Raw genomic sequence first — 16,900 nt, forward strand, 5'->3', positions numbered from 1 at the left:
TCTCCTCACATTCACATTTCTAATAAAATAATAAACACTTGTGTTAATCCAATTATTAATTAGTGTGCAGCACCTCCATAAATGATTGAAAATCTTTTGTTTGAATTAACTCTTGAACTTTATCTTTAGATTTAACCAATTGATAAAGTTGTTTAAAAACCTTATAGTGATTTTCTCGATCTACTTCACTTGGTAAAATCAAAAAGACAAGTTGCACATTTGTTTTTCCCCATGGGATAGGTTTATGATTGATAGCTATATAAATCATCGTTTCTTCATTTTCCGTTCTTGCAATAGGATGTGGCATAGCTACGTAATTCCCAACTTCTGTTGACGACATCTCTTCTCTTGTTAAAATACCATCTAACAAATATTCCATTTTCACTTTTTCTGTTAATCTTAATAAGAAGTCATGTTTGTTGTTTTCATCTAAAAGAATGAATCGGTTTTCACTTAAAGTCCGATCAAGAAAGCCCTGATTAATTGCTACTGCTATTTTCTTTAAATCTTGTTCATCCAGAAACTCATTAACATGAATAATGGGAATACCATTCTTCTTCACATCCATTGTTGAAATAATTAATGAAATATTTTCTTCTATTTGATCTAACATTTGTAAGGTATATTCTCCTGCAATTTCAATATCTAGAAAATGTCTTTGAATTTTCTGCTTCAATATCATTGAAGCACCAATCCCACTTCCAGATACGATTGCTACTCTTACTTTTTTTCTTTTTGTTCGTTCAATATGTGCAGCAATATGAAGAGCAATGTATCCGATTTCACTTTCTGGCACAACAAAGGTTAAATGTTTCTCCAAACGATGTGCTAAGAGAACTGCAATATGATAAGCTAATAAGTACTCCATCTTAATATGAGAAATATAAGGATTTTCTACATAAAGCTGATATTGAAGAGGATATTGGGCTTTTGCTAAGTGAAAAAGTAATCCAGACACAAGTAGGCGATCTTCATTAAAGCGAAAATCGTATTGCTTCCCAAGATCAACTAAGCTTTTTTCTAACTCTTGTTTCAGTTCCTGAGGAATATTGGTTTCATTATTATAAAAACTAACTATTATACGCTGGCTTATTAGGTGTAGGCTAAAGTACATTTTCTCTTGATTTCCAATATCTATTTGGAATATCTCCTGAACATCCTCTAAAATCTTAGATGCCAATTCAAATTCTTCATAATCTAAAGATTGCTCTACTTCCTTTACTTCGCGGATCTCATATCCATGTCGGATACGGTATATCGCAATAATTAAATGCACTAACAAACTACTTAATTTCCCTGTGGGAATATCGTGAATATACTTATTTAGATTCTCAATCACCACTGTTGACAGTAAATTTAATTCTTCTTCTAAAACCCAGCCACCGAAACGAACTAATAATTCTTTATACAGCTCTTTAATTGTCATAAAGTTTTTTTCTACTAAACTCTCAAGTAATAATCTTTTGTCAAATTCATCCCCCTCTAATCGAATCCCTTGAAAAACTAATGCTTCCACGGATAAATTTCTTTTTTGGGAGGTAATCATTTGAGAAATTCGTTGAATATCTGACCGAATCGTTTGTGGAGAGAAATAAATCATTTGGGATAATTGTTCGTATGTTGTCCATTCCTTGGTATCTAGAAGTGCCTTTACAATATAAAATGCACGCTCCTCAAATTCAATATGATGTCTCTGTTTAAAACCAACTAACTCACCTTCAAGTTGATAACCTTGGCGTTTATTTGAAATGATGCGTGCCCCAATGAGATAGTTATCATTCAAATCTTTAATGTCATTTCTCACTGTTCTGGAACTAATATTTAGCTGTTCACTAATATCATTTCCCGTTACAAACCCATCTGAGTTTTGAAGTATGTGAAGAAGCTTGGTATATCTATCTCTCATAGTGAATACCTCCTGTATCTACATCATAAAAAAGAAAGCACTTTCACGCTATTTTGTTCTTTTTCCTATTAGTAAGGAAAGGAAAGAGTACAACAAAACTCTTCCTAATGATAATGGCAAACTTTAATGATAGATACAACGAAACTTCGTGTAGAGGTAAGTGCAAATGTATTGGCTGCTAGTAGTGAATTGAATTGGAATGCTTTGATGGAAAAGATTAAAAGAGGAGTACGAAGAAAGGAATGATAACACGCAAGACTCTCATAATTAATAAACGACAAGGAAACATGTTATAGAAACCATAGTTCCACTCAATTTAAATTTCTTTCTGCTTAACCAAAAATAAAAAGACAGAAATTCCCATAATACGGAAATCACTATCTTCTTAGACCAAAAATAAAAGTGAAATGAAAAATACATTCCATTGTATGTAGTATTAATAAAAAATAAAAAACCACCAAATATGTATTTGGTGGAGACGGAGGGAGTCGAACCCTCGTCCAGAAATATCGGCACTTAAGCTTCTACGAGTGTAGTCAACATATTCGCATTTCGCTTATTCTTCTGCCTGTTGACAGGCGTCCGATAAGCTAGTCTGGTTGTTCTCTTCCTTCTTCCTCAGACGGTGGAATCCGGCGTAGCCCACTTAAAGTGAGTCCCTGACCCTACCACATGGGCGATGGAGGGAGGAACCGCTAAGCGCTATTAAGCAGCTAAAGCGAAGTTGTTTTGTTGTTTGCCAGTTATAGGCTTTGACGTTTTAACGAGGCCGATCCCCTCGACTCGCAACCTAAGCTCGAACTATCCCTGTCGAATCCGTAGCGTCCCCATTATAAGGATAAAATCAAGTAATTGTTACATTACAAGATTCTTAGCATTTAAGCTTAACGTTTCGGAAGCTCTGAAATAGGAGCTTAAAGTTATGTTGTCTTATCGACATAAATTATTATAACATAACTGGAGCGTATTTCAATTGTAAAGTTTTGGATTACATTTTTTGCCTTTCACGTAAAGCACGTTCAATACTGCGATTTGCTTCTTTACGTTTTAAAGTTTCCCGCTTGTCATAGTTCTTTTTACCCTTACCTAGACCAATCAAAACCTTTGCATAGCCATTTTTAAAATAAAGTTTCAGTGGAACTAAAGCATAGCCCGCTTCTTTTGTATCCCCGATTAACTTATTAATTTGTTTGCGATGTAATAAAAGCTTTCTTGTTCTTAATGGATCATGATTATAGCGATTTCCTTGTTCATATGGACTGATATGCATCCCTAATAGAAATACCTCGCCATTAATAATCCGCGCATATGATTCCTTCAAATTTACTCTTCCTGCACGAATCGCTTTAATTTCTGTTCCTTGGAGAACAATCCCTGCCTCATAAGTCTCTTCAATAAAATAGTCATGGTTTGCTTTTTTATTCTGTGCTACTAATTTCCCTTCACCTTTTGGCATGTCTCTTCCCCCTACTCTGCCAATAATTTTATCAAAAGAACACCTAATATACAAACATCCTCTGCATGTGGCTTCCTTATCCCAAAGAAACCACATGCCAAAATGCATCTATTTATCTGTTAGCGTCTCTTTTTCTTTCTCTTTGCTTTTGGAGCATTCTCAAAATGTTTTCTATCATTCTTTCCTTTACGTCTTGATTCACCTGGTTTTCCTTTACGATCCGTATCTCTATCTGATTTGCCTTTACGCGGGGCACGAGAGACACTGCCAGTAGAAAATACCTTACCTTCCTTCTTAGGATCTCTGCGGCGAGTTCCCTTCATCCCTACTATTTCAAAGTCAATGGCACGTTCCTCTTTATTAACATTCACAACGCGAACAGTAATTTCGTCTCCAATACGGAAAACCTTCCCTGTTCTCTCGCCAATCATAGCAAAATGACGTTCATCATAACGATAGTAATCATCCGTCATATAGCTTACATGGACAAGTCCTTCAATCGTATTCGTAAGTTCCACAAACATACCAAAATTCGTAACAGAACTAATAATACCATCATATTCTTCGCCAATTTTATCAAGCATGTACTCTGATTTTTTCAGTTCATCTGTTTCGCGTTCTGCTTCTACTGATCTTCTTTCCATACTAGAGGAATGTTCAGCAATTTCTGTTAAGCGGCTGTTCCACTTTTCTTGTGTAGAAGAACTAATATCCCCTTCAATTAAATACGTTCGAATTAAACGATGTACGATTAAATCCGGGTAACGTCTTATCGGCGATGTAAAATGCGTATAAAATTCTGTTGATAAACCAAAATGTCCTAGGCTTTCTGGATAGTATTTCGCTTGCTGCATGGAGCGCAGCATGACAGTCGAAATGACCATCTCTTCAGGAGTTCCCTGTACTGACTCAATAATTTCTTGTAATGCTCTTGGATGAACGGAATTTGCTGTACCTTTCACGATATAACCAAAGTTTGTAATAAACTCGAAAAATCTTCTTAGCTTTTCCTCTTTTGGATCTTCGTGAATACGATAAATAAATGGAACCTGCATCCAATGAAAATGTTCTGCAACTGTTTCATTGGCTACAAGCATAAACTCTTCAATTAATTTCTCTGCGACTGAACGTTCTCTTAGAATAACATCCTGTGGCTTTCCATCTTCATCTACGATTACTTTAGATTCTTTAAAGTCAAAGTCAATGGCACCACGAGTCATCCGTTTTTTGCGCAGAATAGCTGCTAAATCCTCCATTCGTTCAAACATCGGGACAAGCCCTTCATACTTGGCTCTTAGTTCTTCATCTTTATCATGTAAAATCGAATTCACATCAGCATATGTCATTCGTTCCGTTGTTTTAATGACACTTTGAAAAATTTCATGGGAAACTACTTCACCATCAGACGTAATTTCCATCTCACAAGAAAGAGTTAAGCGATCAACCTTTGGATTTAAAGAACAAATTCCATTAGATAAACGGTGCGGAATCATTGGAATAACTCGGTCAACTAAATAAACGCTTGTTCCTCTCTCCTCGGCTTCTACATCTATTGGAGAGTTTTCCGTTACATAGTAAGAAACATCTGCGATATGCACCCCTAATTTATAATTACCGTTCTCTAACATCGTTACTGTAACGGCATCATCCAAATCCTTCGCATCTGCCCCATCAATTGTGACAATAGTTTCATTGCGCAAATCACGTCTATTGGCAATTTCCTCTTCATCAATCGTATCTGGTGCATTATTCGCTTGTTCTAACACGTTATCTGGAAAGGCAAGTGGTAATCCATGCTTATGTATTACCGATAAAATATCAACACCTGGGTCATTTTTGTGTCCAAGTATTTTAACAACCTCTCCCTCCGCATTCTTTCTGCCTTCAGGATAAGAAGTTAATTTCACGACAACCTTATGCCCTTCTATTGCCCCTTTTGTGCTGCCTTTTGGGATAAAAATATCTGTCGCGATTTTTTTATCATCAGGGATAACAAAGCCAAAATGCTTGCTCTCTGAATATGTACCAACAATTTGCTGGACTCCTCTTTCGATAATTCGTACGATTGTTCCTTCTCTTCTTTGGCCAGAGCTTTCCGAAGTGACACGTGCTAATACAATATCACCATTTAACGCCGTTTTAACTTCATTAGGCGGTATAAAAATATCATCCATGCCTTGTTCTTCAGGGATAACAAACGCAAATCCTTTCGCATGACCAGCTAATTTCCCCCGAATAAGGTTCATCTTCTCTGGTAATCCATAACGATTGCTCCTTGTCCGAACAACTAGCCCCTTCTCTTCCATCTGTACAAGTGCCTTGACAAAATCTTTAAAGTGAGAAGAATCCTCTATTCCGAAAGCCTCTTCTAGCTCTTGCACGGTTAGTGGTTTATAGGCTTCATCTTTCATATAAGTTAATAGCTTCTCAACATTTTCTTTAATTATATCTTCCAAACAAAAAACCTCCTTTGCATCTTATTGATTCCAATCTAGTTTTTCTAAAAACTGATAGAAATCTTCAAAAACTTGTTCTTTTTCTTTATCATGTGTAATAACATGTCCAGAGTTTTCATACCATTTAATATCTTTTTGAATCGATTCCACTTCTTCATAAATGATATTTGCACTATTTGTATCAATCATTTGATCATGTCGTGCCTGAATAACAAAAACTGGTGAATAAATAAGATCAACCGATTCTCTTACTTCTTTGATTAAATTTTGTAATTCTTTTAATGTATTCATTGGCTTAAATTGAGCCATTTCCTGCTCAATAACTTCTTCTGATTTCTTCTCGCGCTGCTTATAGTTACGAGCGTATTCAAGTACGCCTTCATACATGACTTCTTCACTTTTAATGTACATTGGAGCACACATGGTTACGATACCCTTTACAGGTACAGTGTAACCTAATTTAAGGGAAAATACCCCTCCTAAAGAAAGACCTCCGACAGCAATTTCTTCAAATCCCATCTCCTTTAAATGCTGGTATGCTTCCGTTACATCCTTCCACCAATCCTTTGGCCCGTATTCCACTAATTCCTCTGGTGGTACTCCATGTCCTTTATATAAAGGTACATAGCAGGTGTAGCCCTTTGTATTTAAATATCTACCAAGCAAGCGTACATCTGATGTATTCCCCGTAAAGCCGTGCAATAAAAGCACTGCACGTTTATTATCTCCTTTAAAGGTTAATGGTTTCTGTTCTACTATTTTCATTAGATAAACGCTCCTTTGTCTTATTATTTTCTCCTTCGTCCTATTCTATAATATAAAGTGACCAATTTATTTGAAAAAGAACTATCCTTCTATTTTAGTAAAAAAGAAAAGAAAGAATCCAGTCATATGATTACATCATACTATAGGTCTTTTATAAATCTTATGTACAACTCCATTTGTTTTCCGAAAAAAAACCTGACCTTTCTTGGCCAGGTTTTTTCATCTATACCGAATCTCGTTATCATAGATCAAAATAACTAACTGCAATCGTTAAGACAAAGAATAAAATTGCTAAAACGATTGTTGCATTGTGAAGGATTAATTCTAAACCACGTGCTTTTTGTTTACCAAATAACTGCTCTGCACCACCAGAAATTGCTCCAGATAGTCCAGCACTCTTACCATTTTGAAGAAGTACTACTACGATTAATGCAATCGCAACGATAATCAATAAAGTAATCAAAACTGTGTGTATCATATCAAACACCTCCATTAAAACCAACCTACATTAGTTTAAATGTATCATATTTTATGTTTTGTCACAATAGTATGTCGCGTCTTTGTCATAATAATTAGTAGAATACACTTTGGGATAGTTAATAATGATTGAAAGGTCTCTTAAACAAGATATATGTTGTTTGTTATGTTTACGAGTAGAGACAATGGCTCTCTGTTCCCTTCTTCAGCTTTTCTTCTTGTTTGCGGGCACAGAGAACGGCTCTCTGTTCCCTTTTTCAGCTTTTCTTCTTGTTTGCGGGCACAGAGAACGGCTCTCTGTTCCCTTTTTCAGCTTTTCTTCTTGTTTGCGGGCACAGAGAACGGCTCTCTGTTCCCTTTTTCAGCTTTTCTTCTTGTTTGCGGGCACAGAGAACGGCTCTCTGTTCCCTTTTTCAGCTTTTCTTCTTGTTTGTGGGCACAGAGAATGGCTCTCTGTTCCCTTCTTCAGCTTTTCTTCTTGTTTGCGGGCACAGAGAACGGCTCTCTGTTCTCTTCTTCAGCTTTTCTTCTTGTTTGCGGGCACAGAGAACGGCTCTCTGTTCCCTTCTTCAGCTTTTCTTCTTGTTTGTGGGCACAGACAATGGCTCTCTGTTCCCTTTTTCAGCTTTTCTTCTTGTTTGTGGGCACAGAGAACGGCTCTCTGCTCCCTTCTTCAGCTTTTCTTCTTGTTTGCGGGCACAGACAATGGCTCTCTGTTCCCTTTTTCAGCTTTTCTTCTTGTTTGTGGGCACAGAGAATGGCTCTCTGTTCCCTTTTTCAGCTTTTCTTCTTGTTTGTGGGCACAGACAATGGCTTTCTGTTCCCTTTTTCAGCTTTTCTTCTTGTTTGCGGGCACAGAGAACGGCTCTCTGTTCCCTTCTTCAGCTTTTCTTCTTGTTTGTGGGCACAGACAATGGCTCTCTGTTCCCTTTTTCAGCTTTTCTTCTTGTTTGTGGGCACAGACAATGGCTCTCTGTTCCCTTTTTCAGGTATCCCAGCCAGCTTATGTCACTGATGGATCCTCCCTCTCTTCTAATAAAAACACATTCCCAACTATAAAAAAAACCCTAGCTTAAAGGAAAACTCCTAAAGCTAGAGTGTTTATCAAGTTAAGTCAAACTTAACTTCAATTATTTTTTAAGGTTGTAGAAAGATTTAAGACCATCGTATACTGCTAACTCGCCAAGCTCGTCTTCGATGCGAAGAAGTTGGTTGTATTTAGCGATACGGTCTGTACGAGATAATGAACCAGTTTTGATTTGACCAGCGTTAGTAGCAACAGCGATGTCAGCGATTGTAGCATCTTCTGTTTCACCAGAACGGTGAGAAACTACTGCTGTGTAACCAGCACGTTTAGCCATTTCGATAGCATCGAAAGTTTCAGTTAAAGTACCAATTTGGTTAACTTTGATAAGGATTGAGTTTGCAATTCCTTTTTCGATACCTTCAGCTAATTTTTTAGTGTTTGTAACGAATAAATCGTCACCTACTAATTGTACTTTAGAACCGATGCGGTCAGTTAATAATTTGTGACCTTCCCAGTCGTTTTCATCTAAACCATCTTCAATAGAGATGATTGGGAATTCGTTAACTAATTCTTCATAGAAGCTTACTAATTCTTCAGAAGTTAAACCAGTACGGCCTTCTCCTGCAAGATCGTATTTACCAGTTTCTTTGTTGTAGAATTCAGAAGAAGCAACGTCCATACCTAAGAATACATCTTTACCAGGCTCGTATCCAGCTTTTTTGATTGCTTCGATGATTACTTCTAATGCTTCACGGTTAGAACCAAGGTTTGGAGCGAATCCACCTTCGTCACCTACAGCAGTGTTTAAACCTTTTGCATGTAAAACTGCTTTTAATGCATGGAATACTTCAGCACCAGTACGTAGAGCTTCTTTGAAAGTTGGAGCTCCTACTGGTAAGATCATGAATTCTTGGAAATCAACATTGTTATCAGCATGAGAACCACCGTTGATGATGTTCATCATTGGAGTTGGTAATTGTTTCGCGTTGAATCCACCAAGGTAACGGTATAATGGAAGACCTACTACTTCAGCAGCAGCATGTGCAACAGCCATAGATACACCTAGGATTGCGTTAGCACCTAATTTACCTTTGTTTTCTGTACCATCAAGTTCGATCATTGTTCTGTCGATTCCAACTTGATCTGTAACGTCCATACCGATGATTGCTTCAGCAATTACTTCGTTTACGTTTTCTACTGCTTTAAGAACACCTTTACCAAGGTAACGAGATTTGTCACCATCACGCAATTCAACTGCTTCGTATTCACCAGTTGAAGCACCAGATGGAACTAGTGCACGACCAAAGAATCCTGATTCAGTTAATACTTCTACTTCTACTGTTGGGTTACCACGTGAATCTAATACTTCACGAGCATATACTTGTTGAATATAAGGCATAATATTTCTCTCCTTTTAAAATAACTTATTTTTTAATAATAGATGTCCCAGTCATTTCTGCTGGCTTTTCAACACCTAATAAATCTAACATAGTAGGAGCTAAATCTCCTAAAATACCATCTGTACGCAATTCAGCATTTTTATCTGTTACGATAACAGGTACTGGATTTGTTGTATGTGCTGTCATTGGTTTTCCTTCAAGTGTTACCACTTCATCAGAGTTACCATGGTCAGCAGTGATAATAGCTTTACCACCTTTTTGTTCAATTAAAGTGATAATTTTTCCTAAACATTCATCCACTGTTTCAATCGCTTTGATTGTTGGTTCAAGCATTCCGGAGTGCCCAACCATATCAGGGTTTGCGAAGTTTAGAATAATTGCATCAAAATTATCTGCCTCAATTTCCTTCAATAGCGCATCTGTTACTTCATATGCACTCATTTCAGGTTTTAAATCATAAGTTGCCACTTTTGGTGAATTGATCAAAATACGTTTTTCACCAGGGAACTCTGCTTCACGTCCACCGCTCATAAAGAATGTAACATGTGGATATTTTTCCGTTTCCGCAATACGAAGCTGAGTCAAGCCATTTTGTGCAAGAACTTCCCCTAAAGTGTTATCAAGGTTTGTTGGCTTGAATGCAACATACCCATTTACTGTTTCACTAAAATGAGTTAAACATACAAAGTAAAGATTTTTTGGATGTTTTTCTCCACGATCAAAGGAACGGAAGTCCTCATTTGTGAATGTATTCGAAATTTGAATAGCACGGTCAGGACGGAAGTTATAAAAAATTACAGCATCTTCATCTTCAATCGTTGCAACTGGTTCGCCGTTCTCCTTTGTGATAACAGATGGAAGCACGAACTCATCAAAGATTCCATTATTGTAGTTATCTTCCACTACTTGTAATGGATCAGAATATGCTGGTCCTTCTCCATATACCATTGCGCGGTATGATTTTTCTACTCGGTCCCAACGCTTATCTCTATCCATAGAATAGTAGCGTCCAGAAATAGTAGCAAATTCACCTACACCGTATTCAGCGATTTTTTCTTGTGTAGCTTTAATATATTTTTCAGCAGTCTTTTGACCGACGTCTCGGCCATCTAAGATACCGTGAATATATACATTTTCTACTCCTTCTTCTTTAGCTAAACGAAGAAGTGCAAACATATGCTCAATGTGGCTATGAACTCCACCATCGGATAATAATCCGAATAAATGAAGATTTTTGCCTTTTTCTTTTACATGCTTAATTGCATTAACAAAAGTTTCGTTTTTATAAAATTCGCCTTCTCTTATAGACAGATTTACTCTTGTTAAACTTTGATATACGATCCGGCCGGCACCGATATTCAAATGTCCAACTTCAGAGTTACCCATTTGTCCTTCTGGAAGACCAACAGCTTCCCCGCTAGCTACTAAAGTAGCATGAGGATAAGAATTCCAATATTTATCGAAATTAGGCTTATTTGCTTGTGCTACCGCATTACCCATGCGTTCACTTCTTAAAGCAAAACCATCTAAAATGATTAAAGCTACTGGAGATTTACTCATTCTTACCTGCCTCCAATAAAGCTAAAAAGCTTTGAGCTTCTAGGCTAGCTCCGCCTACTAATGCTCCGTCTATATCTGGCTGTGCCATATATTCTTTAATGTTTTCAGGCTTAACGCTGCCACCGTATTGGATACGGATTTCTTCTGCAACTTCTGGTGAAAATTGTTCACTTACTACTTTACGAATATGTGCACATACTTCGTTTGCATCTGCAGAAGTAGAAGATTTACCTGTTCCAATTGCCCAGATTGGCTCATATGCAACAACTGTTGCTTTTGCTTGTTCTGGAGTTAAACCATTAAGTGCTTTTGTTACTTGAGTTGCAACAAAGTCATTTGTTTCACCATTTTCTCTTTGCTCTAGTGTTTCACCACAGCAAACAATTGGAGTTAAACCATTTTCAAATGCAGCGATTGTCTTTTTGTTAACAGACTCATCTGTTTCATTAAAGAACTCACGACGCTCTGAATGTCCAAGTACTACATATTTTGCACCGATATTTTCTAATGCAACTGGGCTGATTTCGCCAGTGAATGCACCATTTTTTTCGAAATGCATATTTTGTGCACCGATTTTTACATCTGTGCCATCAGTTAATTCTACTAATTGCCCTAAAAATAACGCAGGAGCACAAACAACTGTATCCACTTTTTCACTTGATGGAACAGATGCTTTTACTTCTTGGATAAACTCAACAGCTTCAGGAAGTGTTTTGTTCATTTTCCAGTTACCTGCAATAATTGGTTTGCGCATGTTAAACATCCTTTCATGCATATCTATAAAGATATTATTTGTCGTTTAAAGCCACTACACCTGGAAGTTCTTTACCTTCCATAAACTCTAATGAAGCACCGCCGCCAGTAGAAATATGACTCATCTTATCTGCTAAATCAAATTTCTCAACTGCTGCTGCAGAATCTCCACCACCGATTACTGAATATGTATCTTGAGATTCAGCAAGTGCTTCAGCTACTGCTTTTGTACCATTTGCGAATGCATCTAATTCGAATACACCCATTGGTCCATTCCAAATTACTAATTTAGAATTTTTAATAACATCTGCATAGATTTCACGTGTTTTAGGTCCGATATCTAATGCTTCCCAATCAGCTGGGATTTCTTCGATAGAAACAGCTTTGATGTTTGCATCATTTGAGAAATCATCTGCAACGATCACATCAACTGGCATATAGAATTTAACACCTTTTTCTTTTGCTTTTTCCATATAAGATTTAGCAAGATCGATTTTATCTTCTTCTAATAAAGATTTACCAATTTCATGGCCAAGAGATTTAACAAAAGTATACGCTAATCCTCCACCGATAATTAAGTTATCTACTTTATCAAGAAGATTTTCAATTACACCAATTTTATCCTTAACTTTCGCTCCACCAATGATAGCTGTGAACGGACGATCAGGATTAGATAAAGCTTTGCCAAGAACATCTAGTTCTTTTTGCATTAATAATCCAGATACTGCTGGAATATGATGAGCAATTCCTTCTGTTGAAGCATGAGCACGGTGTGCAGCACCAAATGCATCATTTACAAATACATCTGCAAGTTCTGCATATTGTTTTGCTAACTCTGCATCATTTTTTTCTTCACCAGCATTGAAACGTACGTTTTCAAGAAGGATAACATCTCCTTCTGCTAACTTGCTGATTTGTGCTTTAACAGCTTCGCCATATGACTCATCTGCTTTAGCAACTTCTTTCCCTAGTAATTCAGAAAGGCGTTTTGCAACAGGAGTTAAACGTAGCTCTTCTACAACTTCACCTTTTGGACGTCCTAAGTGACTTGCTAGAATAACAATTGCACCACTCTCAACTAATTCTTTAATTGTTGGAAGTGCAGCTTGAATTCTTGTTTCGTCCGTAATTTGTTGATCTTTCATCGGTACGTTGAAGTCAACACGAACAAATACTTTTTTCCCTTTTAAATCAATATCACGAATTGTTTTCTTGTTCATTATAGGTACCCTCCACTGCATATTTTTAAAATAGCGGAAACAAAGTTGTTTCCGCTGTTAGATTAAAGGGGGTGCTTATTAACTCGCACATAATTCCATTTATAAAGGGAAATTATTTTGTTGCAAGTTGTGCAAAGTGCTTAACAGTTCTTACTAATTGGTTAGTATAAGACATTTCGTTGTCATACCAAGCAACTGTTTTAACAAGTTGTTGATCACCAACAGTGATAACTTTTGTTTGAGTTGCATCGAATAATGAACCATAGCTAATTCCGATAATATCAGAAGAAACAAGCTCTTCTTCAGTGTAACCGAAAGATTCGTTAGCAGCTTCTTTCATTGCAGCGTTGATTTCTTCAACTGTAACTTTTTTATCAAGAACAGTTACAAGCTCTGTTAATGAACCAGTTTTAACTGGAACACGTTGAGCAGCACCGTCTAATTTACCTTGTAATTCAGGTAATACTAAACCGATTGCTTTTGCAGCACCAGTTGAGTTAGGAATAATGTTTTCAGCAGCTGCACGAGCACGACGGAAGTCACCTTTTGGATGTGGAGCATCTAAAGTATTTTGGTCGCCTGTGTAAGCGTGAATTGTAGTCATTAAACCAGATACGATACCGTATTTGTTTTGAAGAACTTGTGCCATTGGAGCAAGACAGTTAGTAGTACAAGAAGCACCAGAAATAACTGTTTCAGTTCCATCAAGAACATCATGGTTAACATTGTAAACAACTGTTTTCATTTCGCCAGTTGCTGGAGCAGAGATAACTACATTTTTAGCACCTGCTTGAATATGAGCTTCTGCTTTTTCTTTTGTTGTGAAGAAACCAGTAGATTCGATAACTGTATCTACACCAAGTTCTCCCCATTTAAGATCAGCTGGGTTTCTTTCAGCAGTTGTAACAACTTTTTGACCATTTACTAAGAAATAACCTTCGTGTACTTCGATTTCACCTTGGAAAGTTCCTTGAGATGAATCATATTTTAAAAGATGTGCTAGCATTTTAGTATCAGTTAAATCATTGATTGCAACCACTTCTAATTCTGGGTTTTCCATGATTTTTCTGAATGCCAAACGTCCGATACGTCCAAAACCGTTAATACCTACTTTTACTGTCATTGTAAATTTCCTCCTCTAATTTTAAGAGTATTAAATATATAAAGGGATTTCCCATTATATCAACTTTTTTGCGGCTCCTTCATCTGTTATTAAAATAGTTGAAGTTGGTGCTTCCTTTAGATAAGCACGAATAGCCTTTGACTTCGATGCTCCACCTGCTACAGCGATGATATTAGGTACAGTAGATAAGTCTTCCAGTCTAAGGCCAATTGTTTGTACCTTGTGGACAACTTCTCCCTCTTCATTAAAATAGTACCCGAATGCTTCGCCAACAGCTTCTGCATTTTTAATCTTTTCTAAATCACTTTTGCTGGTATTTCTGCGATTCGCCATTGTAAGCGCCTCGCCAATGCCGTGAACTAAAAGATTTGCGGAACGAATGAGTTTTAATACTTCGCTGATACGAGGGTCTGTGGAAATGCTTTTGTACATTTCTTCGCTGACCTCATCAGGAGCATATAAAACCCGATGTTTTGATGCAGTATGATCTGCCATCATGGAACAAATTGTATTCGCCTGATTTTTGACATCTTCTCCTATTCCACCACGTGCCGGGACAAATAATAATTCCCCATCTGCAATATTAGGCGTCAGTGCCTCTGCAACAGAGGACATAGTAGTCCCACCAGTAACTGCGATGATATTATTTCCCTTTAGAAGAGATTTCATACAATTTGCTGTGGCAAGTCCTAATTCTTTTTTTACCCATGGAGAGTGATCACTGTCTCCAGCTACAATGATAACTCGGTTAATACCTAGTTTTCTTTGCAGTAGCTGCTCCATTTCGTTAATACCCGTTACTTCTCTCATTACACTAGAAAGACTTTCCAACACTTCTTCCCCTATCGAAGTGACTGTCATGCCGATGTTTGAAATATGTATAAGCTGCTGCTCCTTTAAAAACTCGACTTCACTTCTCAAGACTCTTTCGGTCAGTCCTAGGCTCACTGCCAGACTTCTTCTTCCGACAGGCTGCATATTCTTGATATATTGCAGAATATAGTACCTTTTTTGCATAACTGTAAGTAAATCAGGTAATAATCTTTTTTGAATCTCAATAAATGAAACCATGCTTTTGATGCGCTCCTTCACTTACAGTGGTCGTCAGAAGTCCCACATAGACATTTTCCGTCCCGGGTACTACAAAAAAATAATTCCTTGCTACAAGAACAATTCTAACACCAGTATAGTATGAATTCAACTGATATGTGTCTATTTTTTGTTAAATTTGGCGAAAAAGTGTCGTTCTATCTTTTCATATTATTTGGAAAAAACTAATTATTACTTATGTTATTGATTCGCTAAGAAAATACAGCTTTAAATATGCTTTTTTTATTATAAAAGCTTTCATTTACTATACTAATCATTTTATGAGAATAACTTTCATCATGATGCACAATCGGTTAAAATTTGGATATTTTAGCATTAAGCGTCCATACTCTGGAGTTTTCAGCCCTAATGATGCGGATATCAACCACACTTCCTTTTTTCCAGCCAATGTTTAATCGGTACTACTCACCTGATGTATGATGAAAAAAAGGAGAATACACCTTTGTTACCTCCCGTTATTTCAAGAAGAACTGACAAGATCATAATGAATGCTCTTCATTTTTAAATAACTTTATTATTCGTGAAAAAACTGTTATTTCCGCTACAACAATATTTCAAAGTCAGGTCATTTTATCCCTATATACTAAGGAGGTTTCTTTATTGTGTAGTAAATCCCTTTTAATTCACAATAAATACCCCACTCCTAAGAGCAGGACTTATTTAAGTTTTTTCCCAGAATATTTAGGTGAATACGGAGTTATAATAACTAAAAAATTAACAGGAGATTATTATGACCAAAAAAAGTCAGATGTTACTAAACATTATTATGGTTATTGTATCTTGGCTTTCCATTCCTTTACTAGGTAAGCAAACTATAAAGAGATTTTCCCAGCCGCTATTTTTAGTATTATTATGTGTAGCTTAGATCTTCAAATAGGTAAAAGGCTTAAGTGGTGGAGTTTTTATAATATTCCTCATTCCACTTTGCAAAATGAAATTCCTTTCCTTATAGGTCCAATGTTATTAATGGCTTTATGCACATTAAAATGGGCTTATGGAAGTTTTGTGAAGTTCCTGTTATTGAATGCGTTTGGTGGAGTAATATTCACCTTTCCTTTAACAATGTTATTCTCTAAATTAAAATTGTATAGATTAGTAAAAATAAATCACACACAATTTTTCCTATATTTCTTTTATAAAGCATTTTTTCTTTATGGATTTCAATATTTGTATGAGAAAAGCAAAATAACTAAGGCTTATTAATTTACACAAATATACTATGTATCGCTGTTTACAGATACTTTATAACCATTACTCTTATTTAAAATTATAATTAAATATGCCCCCACTCCAAATGAGTACATACCACTCCACATATGTTTAGCCATACACATGAAACTATTTTATGGGAATCTAATATTCCGATATAAATTATATGAGTGCTTGCCTCGGAGACACGGACAAATCTATTTTATTGAATAATGACAAAGTGAATAGTTTTATGAGAGATTGGTTAAAGCAAATAAAGTGAAATAAAATAAGGATTTTTTGAGGAGAGCCGGACAAAAAAACACTCCTCAAAAAAATCCTTATTTATCAACATTTTAGCGCCCTCGGAGGGAATCGAACCCCCATTTTAAGAACCGGAATCTTACGTGCTATCCGTTGCACCACGAGGGCATTATGTTAAAGTTACGCTTTCATATT

The 16,900-nt window shown here is 36.5% G+C and carries 12 protein-coding genes, 1 tRNA gene and 1 other RNA gene; 1 reads left to right on the top strand and 13 read right to left on the bottom strand.

All coding sequences use genetic code 11. The features are described 5' to 3' along the window. Window positions 1-55: 55 nt before the first annotated feature. The 6 genes from NST77_RS15320 to secG all read right to left on the bottom strand — a co-directional run bounded on the left by NST77_RS15320 (window position 56) and on the right by secG (window position 7,058). A complete protein-coding gene (locus NST77_RS15320) occupies window positions 56-1,906 on the bottom strand; it encodes a BglG family transcription antiterminator (protein ID WP_095330386.1) in 1,851 nt (616 codons plus the stop codon). Between the two features lie 470 nt (window positions 1,907-2,376). Next, window positions 2,377-2,735: a transfer-messenger RNA gene (ssrA, locus tag NST77_RS15325) on the bottom strand. Window positions 2,736-2,894: 159 nt separating this feature from the next. Beyond that, window positions 2,895-3,362, bottom strand: a complete 468-nt coding sequence (gene smpB / locus NST77_RS15330; RefSeq protein WP_016203855.1) for an SsrA-binding protein SmpB — start codon at window positions 3,360-3,362, stop codon at window positions 2,895-2,897. Window positions 3,363-3,481: 119 nt separating this feature from the next. Further along, on the bottom strand, window positions 3,482-5,773 hold the full coding sequence (gene rnr, locus NST77_RS15335; protein ID WP_413230959.1) for a ribonuclease R: 2,292 nt from the start codon (window positions 5,771-5,773) through the stop codon (window positions 3,482-3,484). Window positions 5,774-5,839: 66 nt separating this feature from the next. After that, the gene (locus NST77_RS15340; protein WP_171509916.1) at window positions 5,840-6,583 is read right to left on the bottom strand and encodes an alpha/beta hydrolase; all 744 of its coding nucleotides are present in this window, start codon (window positions 6,581-6,583) and stop codon (window positions 5,840-5,842) included. Between the two features lie 241 nt (window positions 6,584-6,824). Next, window positions 6,825-7,058: a preprotein translocase subunit SecG gene (secG, locus tag NST77_RS15345; protein WP_031540682.1), complete on the bottom strand. Its 234-nt coding sequence runs from the start codon at window positions 7,056-7,058 to the stop codon at window positions 6,825-6,827. A 127-nt stretch (window positions 7,059-7,185) separates the two neighbouring features. Between secG and NST77_RS15350 the strand changes: the two genes are divergently transcribed. Continuing rightward, the gene (locus NST77_RS15350; RefSeq protein ID WP_341123167.1) at window positions 7,186-8,136 is read left to right on the top strand and encodes a hypothetical protein; all 951 of its coding nucleotides are present in this window, start codon (window positions 7,186-7,188) and stop codon (window positions 8,134-8,136) included. A 54-nt stretch (window positions 8,137-8,190) separates the two neighbouring features. On the opposite strand, the gene eno is transcribed toward NST77_RS15350, so the two are convergent. The 7 genes from eno to NST77_RS15385 form a co-directional block, all read right to left on the bottom strand. Continuing rightward, entirely contained in the window at window positions 8,191-9,486 is a 1,296-nt protein-coding gene (eno, locus tag NST77_RS15355; RefSeq protein ID WP_095330376.1) for a phosphopyruvate hydratase, read from the bottom strand. Between the two features lie 25 nt (window positions 9,487-9,511). Then, window positions 9,512-11,047 (bottom strand): 2,3-bisphosphoglycerate-independent phosphoglycerate mutase, encoded by a 1,536-nt coding sequence (gene gpmI, locus NST77_RS15360; RefSeq protein WP_047943787.1) that lies wholly within the window; start codon window positions 11,045-11,047, stop codon window positions 9,512-9,514. Next, entirely contained in the window at window positions 11,040-11,801 is a 762-nt protein-coding gene (gene tpiA, locus NST77_RS15365; RefSeq protein ID WP_047943786.1) for a triose-phosphate isomerase, read from the bottom strand. Before tpiA ends, gpmI begins: the two co-directional genes overlap by 8 nt. Before the next feature lie 34 nt (window positions 11,802-11,835). Beyond that, on the bottom strand, window positions 11,836-13,020 hold the full coding sequence (locus NST77_RS15370; RefSeq protein WP_123258197.1) for a phosphoglycerate kinase: 1,185 nt from the start codon (window positions 13,018-13,020) through the stop codon (window positions 11,836-11,838). A 112-nt stretch (window positions 13,021-13,132) separates the two neighbouring features. Continuing rightward, window positions 13,133-14,143: a type I glyceraldehyde-3-phosphate dehydrogenase gene (gene gap, locus NST77_RS15375; RefSeq protein WP_047943784.1), complete on the bottom strand. Its 1,011-nt coding sequence runs from the start codon at window positions 14,141-14,143 to the stop codon at window positions 13,133-13,135. A gap of 54 nt (window positions 14,144-14,197) precedes the next feature. Further along, a complete protein-coding gene (locus NST77_RS15380) occupies window positions 14,198-15,214 on the bottom strand; it encodes a sugar-binding transcriptional regulator (protein ID WP_095330374.1) in 1,017 nt (338 codons plus the stop codon). A 1,587-nt stretch (window positions 15,215-16,801) separates the two neighbouring features. After that, a tRNA-Arg gene (locus tag NST77_RS15385) sits at window positions 16,802-16,873 on the bottom strand. Window positions 16,874-16,900 lie beyond the last annotated feature (27 nt).

The organism is Niallia sp. FSL W8-0177 (assembly GCF_038006285.1).
Classification (GTDB): Bacteria; Bacillota; Bacilli; order Bacillales; family Cytobacillaceae; genus Niallia; species Niallia circulans_A.